At 46.6% G+C, this 13,473-nt stretch carries 15 protein-coding genes; 9 read left to right on the top strand and 6 right to left on the bottom strand.

Annotation, left to right across the window (positions count from 1 at the left end):
- The first annotated feature begins 1 nt into the window (after position 1).
- From cbiB to GEI7105_RS0119330, 3 genes are read left to right on the top strand one after another with little or no spacing between them, the layout of a single operon-like run.
- Complete coding sequence (cbiB, locus tag GEI7105_RS0119340) at positions 2 to 1,003, top strand: adenosylcobinamide-phosphate synthase CbiB (protein ID WP_051044162.1); 1,002 nt, start codon at positions 2 to 4, stop codon at positions 1,001 to 1,003.
- Positions 1,004 to 1,024: 21 nt separating this feature from the next.
- Positions 1,025 to 2,146 (top strand): threonine-phosphate decarboxylase CobD, encoded by a 1,122-nt coding sequence (gene cobD / locus GEI7105_RS31455; protein ID WP_017662080.1) that lies wholly within the window; start codon positions 1,025 to 1,027, stop codon positions 2,144 to 2,146.
- 15 nt (positions 2,147 to 2,161) lie between these two features.
- Entirely contained in the window at positions 2,162 to 2,761 is a 600-nt protein-coding gene (locus tag GEI7105_RS0119330) for a precorrin-8X methylmutase (protein WP_017662079.1), read from the top strand.
- A gap of 40 nt (positions 2,762 to 2,801) precedes the next feature.
- Here GEI7105_RS0119330 and cbiD read toward each other — a convergent pair whose 3' ends face one another.
- Positions 2,802 to 3,959 carry a cobalt-precorrin-5B (C(1))-methyltransferase CbiD gene (cbiD, locus tag GEI7105_RS0119325; protein ID WP_026097791.1) on the bottom strand — a complete coding sequence of 386 codons (1,158 nt, stop codon included), beginning with the start codon at positions 3,957 to 3,959 and terminating at the stop codon, positions 2,802 to 2,804.
- Positions 3,960 to 4,378: 419 nt separating this feature from the next.
- On the opposite strand from cbiD, the gene GEI7105_RS0119320 reads away from it, so the two are divergent.
- Positions 4,379 to 5,686 (top strand): AAA family ATPase, encoded by a 1,308-nt coding sequence (locus tag GEI7105_RS0119320; protein WP_017662077.1) that lies wholly within the window; start codon positions 4,379 to 4,381, stop codon positions 5,684 to 5,686.
- Complete coding sequence (locus GEI7105_RS0119315; protein WP_026097790.1) at positions 5,686 to 6,141, top strand: hypothetical protein; 456 nt, start codon at positions 5,686 to 5,688, stop codon at positions 6,139 to 6,141. Before GEI7105_RS0119320 ends, GEI7105_RS0119315 begins: the two co-directional genes overlap by 1 nt.
- A 211-nt stretch (positions 6,142 to 6,352) precedes the next feature.
- Here GEI7105_RS0119315 and GEI7105_RS38645 read toward each other — a convergent pair whose 3' ends face one another.
- On the bottom strand, positions 6,353 to 6,499 hold the full coding sequence (locus GEI7105_RS38645; RefSeq protein WP_017662075.1) for a cobalt-precorrin-5B (C(1))-methyltransferase: 147 nt from the start codon (positions 6,497 to 6,499) through the stop codon (positions 6,353 to 6,355).
- A gap of 220 nt (positions 6,500 to 6,719) precedes the next feature.
- On the opposite strand from GEI7105_RS38645, the gene GEI7105_RS0119305 reads away from it, so the two are divergent.
- Positions 6,720 to 8,120, top strand: a complete 1,401-nt coding sequence (locus GEI7105_RS0119305) for a mCpol domain-containing protein (protein ID WP_017662074.1) — start codon at positions 6,720 to 6,722, stop codon at positions 8,118 to 8,120.
- A 255-nt stretch (positions 8,121 to 8,375) separates the two neighbouring features.
- Here GEI7105_RS0119305 and GEI7105_RS0119300 read toward each other — a convergent pair whose 3' ends face one another.
- The 4 genes from GEI7105_RS0119300 to GEI7105_RS40040 form a co-directional block, all read right to left on the bottom strand.
- Positions 8,376 to 9,104 carry a cobalt-precorrin-6A reductase gene (locus GEI7105_RS0119300; protein WP_017662073.1) on the bottom strand — a complete coding sequence of 243 codons (729 nt, stop codon included), beginning with the start codon at positions 9,102 to 9,104 and terminating at the stop codon, positions 8,376 to 8,378.
- A 172-nt stretch (positions 9,105 to 9,276) separates the two neighbouring features.
- On the bottom strand, positions 9,277 to 9,993 hold the full coding sequence (locus GEI7105_RS0119295) for a dienelactone hydrolase family protein (protein WP_026097789.1): 717 nt from the start codon (positions 9,991 to 9,993) through the stop codon (positions 9,277 to 9,279).
- 90 nt (positions 9,994 to 10,083) lie between these two features.
- On the bottom strand, positions 10,084 to 10,992 hold the full coding sequence (locus tag GEI7105_RS0119290; protein ID WP_017662071.1) for a helix-turn-helix transcriptional regulator: 909 nt from the start codon (positions 10,990 to 10,992) through the stop codon (positions 10,084 to 10,086).
- A gap of 442 nt (positions 10,993 to 11,434) precedes the next feature.
- The gene (locus GEI7105_RS40040) at positions 11,435 to 11,785 is read right to left on the bottom strand and encodes a precorrin-6A/cobalt-precorrin-6A reductase (protein ID WP_245555435.1); all 351 of its coding nucleotides are present in this window, start codon (positions 11,783 to 11,785) and stop codon (positions 11,435 to 11,437) included.
- Between the two features lie 251 nt (positions 11,786 to 12,036).
- Between GEI7105_RS40040 and GEI7105_RS31450 the strand changes: the two genes are divergently transcribed.
- The 3 genes from GEI7105_RS31450 to GEI7105_RS37620 form a co-directional block, all read left to right on the top strand.
- A complete protein-coding gene (locus tag GEI7105_RS31450; RefSeq protein ID WP_017662069.1) occupies positions 12,037 to 12,660 on the top strand; it encodes an IS1634 family transposase in 624 nt (207 codons plus the stop codon).
- Positions 12,661 to 12,662: 2 nt separating this feature from the next.
- Positions 12,663 to 12,935 carry a hypothetical protein gene (locus tag GEI7105_RS31445; protein ID WP_017662068.1) on the top strand — a complete coding sequence of 91 codons (273 nt, stop codon included), beginning with the start codon at positions 12,663 to 12,665 and terminating at the stop codon, positions 12,933 to 12,935.
- Positions 12,919 to 13,473 (top strand): IS1634 family transposase (locus GEI7105_RS37620; protein WP_144053953.1); only part of this gene is annotated, 555 nt, incomplete at its 3' end. The genes GEI7105_RS31445 and GEI7105_RS37620, both read left to right, overlap by 17 nt.

Below are 13,473 nucleotides of genomic sequence, written 5' to 3'. Positions count from 1 at the left end.
GATGACTGAGTGGACTGACGGATATGCGGCGATCGCTCCTGTTGTGGCGGCGATACTCGATTTTTGGGTCGGCGATCCTTGGAACTGGCCGCATCCCGTACAGGGGATGGGTTGGTTGATTCGTCGGTATACGGATTGGGTGTTTAAGGCGAATAAGTCAGTCACCGAGTCGGCGATCGCCATGAAATTGGCGGGAGTTCTGCTGACGGTTATTCTAGTTGTGGGAAGTGGTGCGCTGGGATGGGGTCTCGTCACCCTCGCGCGTCGGATCGATCCTTGGTTGGGTGTCGGTTTGGACGCGATTTTACTGGCGTCCTGTTTGGCCGGACGCAGTTTGCGCGATGCGGCGGAAGATGTCCTCGTCCCGGTGATGCAAGGCGATTTACCCGAGGCTCGCGATCGCCTCAGTCGTTATGTCGGCCGCGATACTCAGGATTTGGAGCGATCGGAAGTTCTTCGCGCAGTGTTTGAAACCGTCGCTGAGAATGCAGTAGATGGAGTTATGGGGCCGTTATTCTATGGTTTAATCGGAGCGGCGACACCGTTGGGGAGTGCGTCTCTGGCGCTGGCGTACAAAGCCGCCAGTACCTTAGACTCGATGGTGGGCTATCGAGAAGCACCTTATACTCATCTCGGTTGGAGTAGTGCCAAACTCGAAGATGGATTGACTTGGCTTCCCTGTCGTCTCACGGTGTTGACGCTGGCTCTTCTGTCTCGACATCCTCGCAGAGTCATACAACTCTGTCAGCGAGACGCCGCCGCCGATCCTAGTCCCAACTCCGGTTGGAGTGAATGCGCGTATGCGGCGAGTTTGGGAGTTCGGGTTGGGGGAAAGAACGTTTATCGGGGAGTGGTTAAAGTTAAGCCGCTGATGGGGGATTCGCTGCGTCCGATTACACCCGAGGTGGTTCGGGAGGCTTTGACGCTCGATCGCATCTGTTTTTTGCTTTGGCTGAGTGTCGGTGTTGTGTTACTTCTGACTTTGGGAACTGCGACGACTTAAGGATCTGATACTTTTAAAAGCATGACTGCTTCTTCCAAATTCCCCGATCGCGATCGCACTCCCGCCAACGCATCCCGTCCCACCCACGGCGGAAACCGCAATTGGGCCGCGCAATACGCCAATTGCAAGCCGGAGGACATTTTAGACTTTTCGGCGAGTATCAATCCTTTGGGACCGCCTCAATCGGTGCTGACGGCGATTTCTACCCATCTCGATCGCCTCACCGCCTATCCCGATCCCAGTTACGATCGCCTGCGTGCAGCACTGAGCGATTTTCACAACTTACCCGCTGACTGGATTTTACCGGGAAATGGAGCCGCTGAGTTACTGACTTGGATCGGACGAGAACTAGCTCGACTCGATACCGTTTATTTGGTGACACCCGCCTTTGCAGACTACCATCGATCGCTCGCTGCTTTTAACGCCAAGGTAGTCGCGCAACCGATGGATTTGAAAACCCCGTCACCGCAAAGAGCGATCGAATTTCCCAGTTCGCCGCCACGGAAATCCTGCGGACTGCTGCTGAACAATCCCCACAATCCCACGGGAACCCTCACCCCTCGCGAGGTGCTGTTACCCTATCTCGAACAGTTTGCGTTGGTGGTGGTGGACGAAGCCTTTATGGACTTTTTACCGCTCGATCTCCAGCAAAGCCTGTTGGATTTGATTTTAGACTTTCCCAATCTCGTCGTGTTGCGATCGCTCACCAAATTTTACAGTCTCCCCGGTTTGCGGTTGGGGTATGCGATCGCTCGTCCCGATTATCTCCGACGCTGGCAACAGTGGCGCGATCCCTGGCCCGTCAATATACTGGCAGAAGTGGCGGCGATCGCAGCGCTTCAAGATCGCGGGTTTCAACAACAAACTTGGGACTGGCTTTCTCCCACCCGAACGGCTTTAATGGAAGGATTGCAGACGTTACCGGGATTGACTCCCCGTCCCAGTGCGGCGAATTTCATTTTAGTCGAAACAGAGGTTCCCAGTTCCCAACTTCAACGGGATTTACTGAAATCTCAGCAAGTTCTCATCCGAGACTGTCTCAGTTTCCCAGAATTAGGCGATCGCTACTTCCGCATCGCCGTTCGCCTTCCCGCCGAAAACGAGCGACTCCTCACCAGTCTCGAGCAAATTCTCCAGAAATAAGACCCGATTCACCCGATGCAAATCCATCCCATCACCGCCGAAAGCTTTGATATTATCGATCGAGAAATCGGCACTCACACCCGACCTCCTCAAGAATACGCTGTCATTCGACGGGCGATCCACGCCACGGCTGATTTCGAGTTACTGGACTTGTTCGAGTTCAGTTCGGGAGCGATCGCGGCGGGAGTGGCGGCGTTACAAGCTCAGAATCCGGTAATTGTCGATGTCCGCATGGTGCAAATGGGCATTTCGAGTACGCTGAAAGCCTTGGGATACAGTCAGATCCCTTGTGCCTTAGATTATGCCCCAGACGCCGAGACTCCCAACCTGGAAACCACTCGCACCGCCGCCGGACTGTTAACCTTAACTCAGCATTATCCCACAGGAATCTTTGTCATCGGGAACGCACCCACGGCGTTACTGGCGTTAGTCGAACAGATTCACTTGGGAAACGTTCGACCCTCTCTCGTGGTGGGGGTTCCGGTTGGGTTTGTGGCGGTGGAAGAGGCGAAACAGGCGTTAGCTGCGGTGGAGGTTCCTCAAATTCAGGTACGGGGACGAAAAGGAGGTTCGGCGGTAGCTTCGGCGATCGTCAACGCTCTAGCTTATTTATAATTGACAATTTCTTCCCTGCTCACTGCTCACTGTTCACTGCTCACTGTTCACTGTTCCCTAACGATCTATCTTGAGCGATAACGTTTCCTTGGCGATCGCACAGAACGGTTCCCATCTTGACATCCACTGTGGCATATTTTTGAATGTAAGCTCGGGCGCGAGTACTGACTTGACGGGCTAACCGGGTAAAGACAGGTTCGGCAAGACCGGCGGAAACGAGCTGTTGATGGGCGACTTCGGCGGTGGGTGCGTTGAGAACGGTTTGGATGAGAGAGAGGCGATCGCCCTCAGTCTCCGTTGAATTGACCTCCACCTGAGCGATCGCCGCCGCCAAAATGGGGAGTTTGGCATCTGCGACGTGACTGGAGGTGTTGAAAATGCCACCCGCCAGTTTAATCAATTTACCTTGATAGCCCAGCAATAACACAGATTCCGCCCCGCGCAACCCCGCTTCGACGAGCATGGCTCCCATCCAGTTTCCCGTTTGGACGATGTGGCGATCGTCAATTCCCAGACGGCGAGCGGTGCGCTGTCCGTTATGTCCGATGCAAAATACTAAATGTGGCGTGTCTTGGATAGCGGTTTGAAGGTGCGATCGATAGTCTTCTAACTGTTCCGTCGCCGAGTGCGGTTGAGAAATCCCGCTAGTTCCCAGAAGTGCCAAACCGTCGAGAATTCCGAACGCGGCGTTAGAGGTTTGTTGAGCCAGTCGACGACCTTCTGGCAAAATAACCCGGACTGTGACTTGATGTCGAGGGGGAATCAGCGGACGCAGGTTGCGATCGAACAACCGACGAGCGTAGGCGTAGAATGCGGGTTCTCCAGTGGCGGTGCGTCCTAACCCTTCACCGGCTTCGAGAATTAGGTTGTTTTCTGAATCTATATTATTACGTTCGACCCGTTGAACCCAAGCCCAAACTGGGGTATTGCGGGTTAAATCGAGGTTGTCGCCAGGATCGCTGAGACAGATGGCGAGAGCGGTGGTGCGATCGAGGGTGGCGACTTGTTGGATGGCGATCGTGGCTTCACCGGGATCGAGAGCGATCGTGGTTTGTAAATTGAGTTGAGATGGAGAAGGTGCGCGAACGGGTTTTTCCGTCGCCGTTTCCAGAGTCGGCGGTTGTTCGAGCAGATGAGTCAGAGCCGCTTTCGCCGCCGCCACCGCAAAGACTGGAAGTGTGTACCCCGATCGAGCCATTCGTTTTCCTCTTGACAATTGGTTTAAAATAGAGTAGAGATGTTGTCGCAAATTGTGACTTGCCAACCCTCAATCCCTATTCAGATTTTGTACAGAATAAGACGAAAATTAACAAGATAAGAAGACTGGTTCTCTTGGAATTGCGGTGTAATTGGGTTGTCTATAATACCAAGACCATTGTAGGGGCGAACGGCCGTTCGCCCCTACGCCAACGCTTTCAGACTTTCATAAACTCTGTTTATTTCCCTAAGTCCAAAACAACCAGAAAACTTTTTACATTTACCTCGATCGAGACAAGAAGAATCGCATTTTTATCTATTTTTCAATTTTCAGATGCACCCGTTTAAGCATTTCACAAAATCATCCAAGGGCTGGGTGAATTTAGATTCAATTGGCAAAGATAGATCGGAGTATTTTTAATGCTGACTCAAATCGAATTAAGAAATTTCAAGAGTTATCAATCGGGAAAGTTACAACTCGGACGGCTCACCGTTTTGATTGGTGCGAATGCCTCGGAAAAAAGCAACGTCATTGAAGCCTTGCGTCTCCTCGCAAAAATTGCTGAAGGAGAAAGACTCAGCTTTTTAGGAGGAATTTATAAACCCGATGAAACTATCTTCCGAGGCGGCGTCGAGAACCTGGGATATCGAAACTCAAAAACCTTTGGCATTTCTTGTGTAACCACAGATTCAGAATGGAAAGATTTTTCAATTGATTTGAGTCTCGGAGAAGATGGCGCTCTCCACGTCGCCAAAGAAAAAATCACCAGTCGCACCTCAACTGTTCCTCTCTACGAGATTACCAGTGCACCTCAAGGAGCAGGAAGCGATGTATTTGTCACCTATAACAATTTCGCCAGAGGCGGCAAAAAACCGAGCATCGTTTGTAGCAGCCACATGGCAATTTTTACACAGCTTCTCAGTGAAATACGCTTTCGTCAAGAAAACCCTAAAAGTCGTCAGATTATTCCCAAAGTCGCTGAAAAATATGTTCGCTGGTTAAGTAGTATTGTCTTTCTCGAACCCGAGCCGAGTTCGATGCGTGCCTATGGTCATAAAGCCGATAAAGTCCTCAAAGAACATGGCGAAAATCTGTCCGGCGTCATCTATAATTTATGTCAAAATCCAGAGTTAAAAAGGTCTGTATTAGACTTCGTTCAAAGTCTCCCCGAACAAGATATTGAAGACATTAGTTTTATCGAAACCCCTCGCGACGAAGTGATGTTACAGTTAACTGAAACCTTTGGGGGGACATCAACCACCTACGACGCCTCGATACTTTCAGATGGAACCTTGCGCGTACTTTCGATTGCTGCGGCGATGCTTTCTGCACCGGAACAAAGCCTGGTGGTGATTGAAGAAATCGATAACGGCGTACATCCGAGCCGAGCCGCTGATTTGTTGGAGCGGATTTCTAACATCGCCAAAAAAAGAGATTTGCGGGTTTTAATTAGCAGTCACAATCCAGCACTGCTCGACGCTTTACCAGACGAAGCCGTTCCCGAAACTGTATTTTGCTATCGAAGTCCAGAAAATGGTTCGAGTCAGTTAATTCGGTTGCAGGATATTCCAGACTATCCCGAGTTAATTGCTCAGGGTTCTGTCGGACATTTGATGACTCGTGGACTGTTGGAACGTTTTGTCAAGCAGCATCCTGGAACGGAACAAAAGAAACGGAAAGCGAAGGAGTGGTTGGCTTCTCTTTCTGTAGTGGGAGAGTCGGAATAATGAGAGCTGTTGCAATTGTCGATACCTCGATATTTTGTAATCTTCTCAATATTCCGATGATGAATAGCGATCGCACTCAAGTTATGGAAGCGTTAGAACAGTTCATTGAGGAAGAGATAAATCTTCTATTACCGATGGCAGCTGTCTACGAAACCGGAAACCATATCGCTCAACTCAGTGAGGGTAGGAACCGACGCCGATTCGCTAAATTATTTGTCGAACAAGTTAAAAAGTCGATCGCTGGAGATGCACCTTGGCAAGTTATGCAACTTCCGAATTTAGAGGAAGTGGGAGAGTGGCTGAATCGTTTTCCTGATTCAGCTATGCGGGGTGCGGGGATGGGCGATCTTTCGATTGTCAAGGAATGGGAAAAGATGAGGAGGAAAACACCGAACTATCGTGTTTTTATATGGTCTTTAGACAGCGATTTGCAAGGATACGATTATGTTCCTTGATTTTTGGGTGAATTTTGTTGTGTAAGGCGCTGTTTGTGATATGATTATAAGTTACGATTTTCGACAAATTGAATGGAGGACGAGGCTTTACGGGAGCTAGGGCGATCGTTGTTTGTAAATTGAGTTGAGATGGAGAAGGTGCGCGAACGGGTTTTTCCGTCGCCGTTTCTAGAGTAAACGGTTGGGTAGTGCTGCACTCTAATGATGCTGTTCAGCCAAAATCCTTGCCACGGAAGGATTGAAGAATCCAAATAGCATTACTCCTCATCACGACCAACGGTTGTTCGAGCAGATGAGTCAGAGCCGCTTTCGCCGCCGCCACTGCAAAGACTGGAAGTGTGTACCCCGAACGAGCCATTCTGCTTCCTCTTGACAATTGTTCTAAGGACTGTCATAAATTAGCTGTGGAATCCTTGCCAATACTGAATTTCAGGCTTTAATCCGATCTGAGACTGAAATCGCTGAATGCCTTTCCCTAACTGAGATCTGAATTTAATTGATGACACGCCCTAGAAAAATTGTTACAGTTCGCGCGACTGCCATTTCTCCCTCAGTTCTTGCTATCGAGTTCAGAAATAATGCAGATCCTTGACAAATCTAGTGAATCTCAATCAAAAGTAATTAGGTATGCTTTTTTTGATGGAGACAATATTGGAAATGCCATAAAAAATCTGCTTAATAGTGGTAGAGTTAAAGAAGCAATTCATTTATCCGAAAGTATTAAATTGGCAATTTTTAAAATTGAGATTTTTGTTGAGTCTACAAGTGGTGCAGAGTTGATATTTTCTGGAGGAGATGACATTTTAATAAAGTATAATTATATGAAAAATGAATATATTTTTTTAGAAAAAATATTATCTATATTTAATAGCTTTACTGGCTTGTCTATGAGCTGTGGAGTTGGTGATAGCGCGAATCAAGCATTGCTCAATTTGATGAAGATTAAGAATAAGGATAAAGGAGGTATTCTCATGACAAGCAAAAGGCTCGAAATTGAAGATAACTTGATGCCGACTAAGTTGTATATTTTTGCAACTTCTGAAAATCCAGATCCTTACATTAATGTAATTGCTCATTGTGCTGCAAATTATAGGGATCTTAACCATGTTACTTTGATCGGCATAATGGAAGATAGAGGTAAAAGGCTTTCTGAAACTGATAAATTAAAAAATATAAGTAAAAAAATATCCGATCTACTTGACGCTCTAAGTGAAGGGAAATATTCTAAAAAAATTGACGATCCACAAACTCTATTAGATATCGATATGGAACCCGCCGATCGCCAAAGATATATGGCATTAAAAGGTCTTACTCTTGAAACTAAAGTTTTAGATTATCAATTTTTAGATCGAGAAATATCCAATCTTATATATTCTTCAAATCCATTTGAATATATATTTGATGTAACTGCATTTGCCAAAGGTTATTTGGTTGATGTATATACTATTCTAAGATTCAAGAACATTAGCAGTATACACTCACTTGAAATATTTAAGGAACCTAATTTTGACGAAAAAGACTTAATTCATAACTTGATTTATAGAAAAACTTATGCATTTACTTGTCTGGCAGAAACACTTCATACCAGAAGCAAAATTGTTGTAAATGAAAGTTCTATAGTTTCAGAAAGTGAATTCAATCGCCTTCAATCTTATTGTCAAATGCTGGAGAATGAACGCAATAATCTCGAACATAAAACATCTAACAATTTTGCTAAATTTTGGTCATTAGCATATGGATTTATACTAGTATGTCTATTTTTATTTAGTTTCTGGATTGTCAACCAAAAAGGAGGGTGGGATTGGCTTGAACCTACTATTTATATTGTTACTTTTTTATGGTATTTATTTAATTTTGTTCTACAGGTAATTTCTACTGGAAAATTCCCTTCTTTTAATCCTAGAGATTTATTTTTGTCTTTGAGAGACTGGAAAAAGAAGAAACTGGAACAAGCCAGATCGACTAATATAAGAAAATAAAATAAAATGGCTCTTCGGAGTTTAGGGTGACAGAAAAACTAACTTCACGAGATTTCAAAGGTTTTGGCTCTCGAATTTTGATTTTTTTGTATTGGATTATACGGTTTCAGTTACAAACTCCGAAGACCCAATAAAATGTGGCATAATATGAAAAGTATTACAGTACAAGCAAGCCAGATATAGCAGATTGACCAAAATCGCCCCAGAGGTTGCAAAAAATGATAGGGTTTCAAGATTCAGCAAAACCCCTCAAGACTACTGTTGAAGACAGAACGCTACAACCTCATCTAAATCCTGGGTTTGCTGCAGATAAGCTAGAGACGGACGATCGACGACTAAGAGCCGAACGCCCAAAGTTCGCGCGACGGCTAACTTGACGGGAACTCCTCCCGGTGCGCCGCTGGCTTTCGTGACGACTGTATCCACCTGTAACCGTTGCCAGAGCGCCCGTTCTGCTGCAATATCCGTTCCGGGGCGATCGCAAATCAACTGTTCTTTAGAAAACCCAGCTTGGAGCGCCTGCGCCTCAGCCGTGGGTAAAATACGCGCCCAGAGACGGGAACGCTGCTGCCAAGGTCGAAATCGGGGCAGGGCTTTGACTCCCAGCGTCAGCAAAACTCGACGGTTTTCGAGGTACTGTGGCTGAAAGAGAGCCTCTAAATCGGGTAAAGATTCCGCAGGTGGTTCTAAGGGATAGTCTTCACGCTCGAAACGCAAATAGGGAAGTCCGGTTGACATCGCCAGATGAGAAATCTCGGTGGCAAAGGGATGAGAAGCATCGACGATCGCACGGATTCCATACTTGGCGATCGCCCCTCGAACGCTCTCCGCATCCAACGCCCCCACCTGCACCTGTCCCGGCAACCCCTGATAAAGACGCACCGCAGAGGGAGTCACCACCGTTGCCACCCAACTACACCCCTGCTGACTGAGCCGCTGGGCGATCGATCGACTTTCGCTCGTTCCGCCAATCAGCCAAATCATAGTTTCGCCGTAACTTTATACTGTAATAAGGACAAGGTTTTGTTGTGATTTATGCTTCTGATTTTTCTACAATCTCGGAGCGAACGTCACCTCAAAAACAGTCACATCTATTTTTAAAATCGGAGATTCAACCCTTCAATTTGCGCTCGTCAACATTACAATTCATGACGAGTTATTCTTGCAAATTACTGCGAAAAAAACAAGTCAGTTCCTGCCAAGCATCAGTTGCCGCGACTGGGTGATAAGATTCTCGCTCGTGGCAAAAGAATCCGTGATTGGCTTCGGGGTAAAGTTTCAAAGTGTAAGCTTTGCCAAGTGTCTGTAAGCGGGTTTCGATTTGCTCGATGCGATCGCGCCCAATAAAAGGATCTCGTCCCCCAAAAAACAACATCATCGGTACGGTAATATCTTTTGCCGCATCGAGCCACTCATCCAGTACCATGCCGTAGAAGGGGGCAGCAGCGGTAATATCCGAAGAAAAGCGACAGGCGGCGAGAAAGGTAAGTCCACCTCCGAGACAAAATCCGGTAACGCCGATGCGCTCGGGGTCTACATCGGGGCGAGCTTTGAGGAATGCGATCGCCGCTTTTAAATCGCGCTCGATCGGCTCACCGAAATCCAATCGATACATCGTTGCCATGGCCGCTTCAACTCGATCGTAACCAAAGACAGTGTCGTTTCCCTCGCGATAGTACAAATTGGGAGTCATCACCAAGTATCCCTCTTCAGCGATGCGAACGGCCACGTCGCGAATATGACCAGTGAGGCCGAACCCCTCCATGAGTAACAAAACGGCGGGTAGGCGATCGCTGACTGCGGGTTTGCACAGAAAGGCAGACATCTTTCCATCTGGAGTAGTGACGGTTACTTCAGCACGTTCGACAGGCATAGTTGTTTTCCCAGAAACACCTGTCGTCAGTCTAGAAATTCGGTCGAACGACGGGCTAGAACAAAACCGCACAGTCTTAGAATATTCTTGCTATTCACCTTGACGAAACTCGGTTGGAGTCATACCAACTCGGCGTTTGAAACACCGAGTCATATGGCTTTGGTCGCAAAAGCCGACACTGACCGCAATGTCTGTCAAACTCAGTTCGCTGTGCTTCAACAACGCTCGTACCTTCTCTACCCGCTGTTTCAAGATGTACTGATAGGGCGTTATACCTTCACTTTGCTTAAATAGGCGGGCAAAGTAGGCGGGGCTGACTTGGGCGATCGCGGCTAAATCCACCAGCTTTAAGTTTTGATTGAGATGGGCATCGATGTATGCTTTGACCCGATCTTGTCTGACTTTAGATAGTCCACCTGTAAAACTCGATAGTCGGGGACTAGTGGCGCAATAGTGGCGCAGCAGGTGAATCGCTAGGCTCGTTTTCAGGCTATCTACAAGTAAGGAACTGCCCAAGCCGCTCGATTCGACTTCCATCTTCAACATGAGAAACAGGCTACGAACGAACTCGTCACCCACATCCATAAATTGCGGTAATAGCTCGATGCGATCGGGATTTACCCAACCCCGTCCAACCTGTTCGAGCAAATCGGGTTCTAACGCCAGCACCCCGAACTCTGCTTCGCAATCCCAGCTACAACGGTGGGAAACTCCGGCAGGAATGACGGCAATGCTCCCGACCGGACGCGCTTCCTGATGACGCTTGCCGTCGAGCCAGCGATATCCAGTCGCGTTACTCGAAGCATTGGGGAGGTTGAGGGCGATCGCGTGCAGAGTATGTTGATGCTCTGCCGTAGAGAACTTCGGCTGTTGGTACAACTCCAGACGAATGCTTTCCCACCCAATGCTAGACAAGACGGTTGGTCGAGGCAGCAATCCTTCCGTTGGATTGGCCTGGCGGTGGTCGAGTACGATGGGAGATGAGTTCACGGGCAACATCCACGAATTTAAGTTTTCTCTACTATAAACATCAACAGTTTTGAGGGCTTCAGTTTCTATGTCTATAGCGGGTTCAATTGAGTTGTGAATAAGCTTGGGTTTTCAAAATTTGCGTCGAAAATGTATGGTTTTATGCACAAGATTTAGGATTCGATAGCTAAAACTTTTTGAAATCTTATGAAATTAGTTTTTCTGTCATCCTAAACTCAGAAGAGCCATGAACTTGATTTTAAACTGTAAATTCATTAGGCATGAGCTTTTGCAATCGATTTGGCTGTGGTTGGGTTTTGCGATCGAGCTATTCAAACTCCAACAGACTCATGTTTTTACAAAAGTGAGATACACTCCCAAAAACGCAATAAAACTTGTTCGTGATTACGGTCGAATTCTACCCCGCAACGAAACAGTAGAGTTTGGAATTTGAACAACTTCAGTTTAGACCTTAGCTTTTCGGTGAAGAGGGGCGAAAAAGGTGACTGTGACCGGGACTGTAAAGCTGCGATCGCGCCTCAGTTCGAGCCTCCAACGCCGGACTAATCACGTAAAGTACCGTGCGATCGAATCCCGTTTCTCGAGTCGTGGCAGCCATCCCATCCAACCGCCCAAAATGAATCTGTCCCGGCAACCCCTGATAGAGACGCACCGCAGAGGGAGTCACCACCGTTGCCACCCAACTGCACCCCTGCTGACTGAGCTGCAAGGCGATCGATCGACTTTCGCTCGTTCCGCCAATCAGCCAAATCATAAATCCCAGTGGAACGATAACAGTGAAGTGGATTGCATTAGAACCCACATTCCGCACTTCAAATGTAGTGTATAAGTAGTATAAATTGAATCGGAAAGGAATTAGGTATTTCGACTCAGCCAACTGACCCCTTGACTTGAAAATAACATTCAAGAGCCAACTGACTTGACAAAAATAGTAGGATATGCAGAATGACTTCCGGCAAGCTTTTCTGTCATCATCAAAAAATGTAGCCATCAGAAAAAGGAAGAGACTCTGTCATCATCAAAAAATGTAGCCATCAGAAAAAGGAAGAGACTATGTCGGTAGAGGTCAAAAATTTAGACCACTTGGGGTTAGTGGCGGGAATCATTGACGAAATCGGAATTGTCGAAATCGTCAACGACTTACTCGGAGAAAAAAAGACGGAAAAAGTTAGCGCGGGTCTCGTCGTTAAAGCCATGATTTTAAATGGCATGGGATTAGTGTCATCCCCTCTTTATATTTTTAAGAATTTCTTTGAAAGTAAGGCGGTAGAAAACCTACTGGGAGAAGGAATTAAAGCCGAGTATTTAAATGACGATCGACTGGGCAGGGTTCTCGATAAAATTTATCGATTTGGACTCAATCGAATTTTTGTGGCCATTGCCTTAGCCACGGTAAAAAAGTATGAATTAACGGTAAATTCCAACCATCTCGACTCAAGTTCGTTTCACGTTCATGGAGACTACCCTAACTCCGGGGAATCGGGAACGATTGAAATTACTTACGGATATTCAAGAGACCATCGCCCGGATTTAAAGCAATTTCTGATGAATTTAATCTGCACTGGAGATGGCGATGTGCCACTTTGGATGAAGATGGGTTCGGGAAACGACTCAGACTCAAAGCAATTTGGTCGATCGATGGTTGAGTTTAAAAACAATTTCAGTTTGAAAGTTTAACGGTGGCTGATAGTGCTTTTTACACCCAGGAAAATCTACAAATTGCCAAGGAAGTTAAATGGTTGAGTCGAGTTCCCGTGACGGTAAAAGCAGCGAAGAATTTAGTAGAATCGGTAGAGGAAAGCGAGTTAAAAGCGAGTCAACTTACGGGTTATCGTTTTCAAGAATCTCAACAAAACTATGCCGATGTTGAGCAAAGATGGTTATTAGTCGAAAGTCAAAAAAGGAAAGAATCAGATTTAAAAAAATTAGAGAAAAATCCAGAAAGATGGTGAGTCCGCCCAAAAGAAACTCCGAGAGTTAAGTGTTCGAGAATTTGCTTGTGCCGCTGATGCCGAAAAAGCAGCATTTCGCCTTTTAAGAAAGTCGAAGTATCACCAAATTACCGATTTAGAAATTACGGAAAATTCTGGGGTCTATCAAGTCAAAGCGAACGTCACAATTGATGAAGCTTCAGTCGAGATAAAAAAACGAAGTGCCGGACGATTTATCTTGGCGACGAATGTTTTAAACTCAGAAGAATTAACCGCTGATTCAATGCTCTCGAACTACAAAGAGCAACAGTCAGTCGAACGAGGTTTTGGCTTTCTGAAAGACCCGCTATTTTTAACGGATAGCGTTTTTCTTAAATCTCCTCACCGGATTGAAGCTTTGGGATTCATTATGGGCTTATGCTTATTGGTTTACACTCTGGGACAACGACAAATTCGGAAAACTTTGAAGCGGCTAAAAACTGGCGTCAAAAATCAGTTAGGTCGTCTAACCGATCGACCAACTCTCCGATGGATATTTCAATGTTTCAAGGGATTCATG

It is taken from the genome of Baaleninema simplex PCC 7105 (genome assembly GCF_000332355.1).
GTDB lineage: Bacteria > Cyanobacteriota > Cyanobacteriia > Cyanobacteriales > Geitlerinemataceae > Baaleninema > Baaleninema simplex.
Note: the sequence above shows the minus strand (reverse complement) of the source record. Positions and strands in the feature narration are given on the sequence as shown.

What these genes read in the sequence shown, in the direction of transcription:
- cbiB (WP_051044162.1), top strand. Translation starts at nt 2, where the DNA reads ATGACTGAGTGGACTGACGGATATGCGGCGATCGCTCCTGTTGTGGCG.
- cobD (WP_017662080.1), top strand. Translation starts at nt 1,025, where the DNA reads ATGACTGCTTCTTCCAAATTCCCCGATCGCGATCGCACTCCCGCCAAC.
- GEI7105_RS0119330 (WP_017662079.1), top strand. Translation starts at nt 2,162, where the DNA reads ATGCAAATCCATCCCATCACCGCCGAAAGCTTTGATATTATCGATCGA.
- cbiD (WP_026097791.1), bottom strand. Translation starts at nt 3,959, where the DNA reads ATGGCTCGATCGGGGTACACACTTCCAGTCTTTGCGGTGGCGGCGGCG.
- GEI7105_RS0119320 (WP_017662077.1), top strand. Translation starts at nt 4,379, where the DNA reads ATGCTGACTCAAATCGAATTAAGAAATTTCAAGAGTTATCAATCGGGA.
- GEI7105_RS0119315 (WP_026097790.1), top strand. Translation starts at nt 5,686, where the DNA reads ATGAGAGCTGTTGCAATTGTCGATACCTCGATATTTTGTAATCTTCTC.
- GEI7105_RS38645 (WP_017662075.1), bottom strand. Translation starts at nt 6,499, where the DNA reads ATGGCTCGTTCGGGGTACACACTTCCAGTCTTTGCAGTGGCGGCGGCG.
- GEI7105_RS0119305 (WP_017662074.1), top strand. Translation starts at nt 6,720, where the DNA reads ATGCAGATCCTTGACAAATCTAGTGAATCTCAATCAAAAGTAATTAGG.
- GEI7105_RS0119300 (WP_017662073.1), bottom strand. Translation starts at nt 9,104, where the DNA reads ATGATTTGGCTGATTGGCGGAACGAGCGAAAGTCGATCGATCGCCCAG.
- GEI7105_RS0119295 (WP_026097789.1), bottom strand. Translation starts at nt 9,993, where the DNA reads ATGCCTGTCGAACGTGCTGAAGTAACCGTCACTACTCCAGATGGAAAG.
- GEI7105_RS0119290 (WP_017662071.1), bottom strand. Translation starts at nt 10,992, where the DNA reads ATGTTGCCCGTGAACTCATCTCCCATCGTACTCGACCACCGCCAGGCC.
- GEI7105_RS31450 (WP_017662069.1), top strand. Translation starts at nt 12,037, where the DNA reads ATGTCGGTAGAGGTCAAAAATTTAGACCACTTGGGGTTAGTGGCGGGA.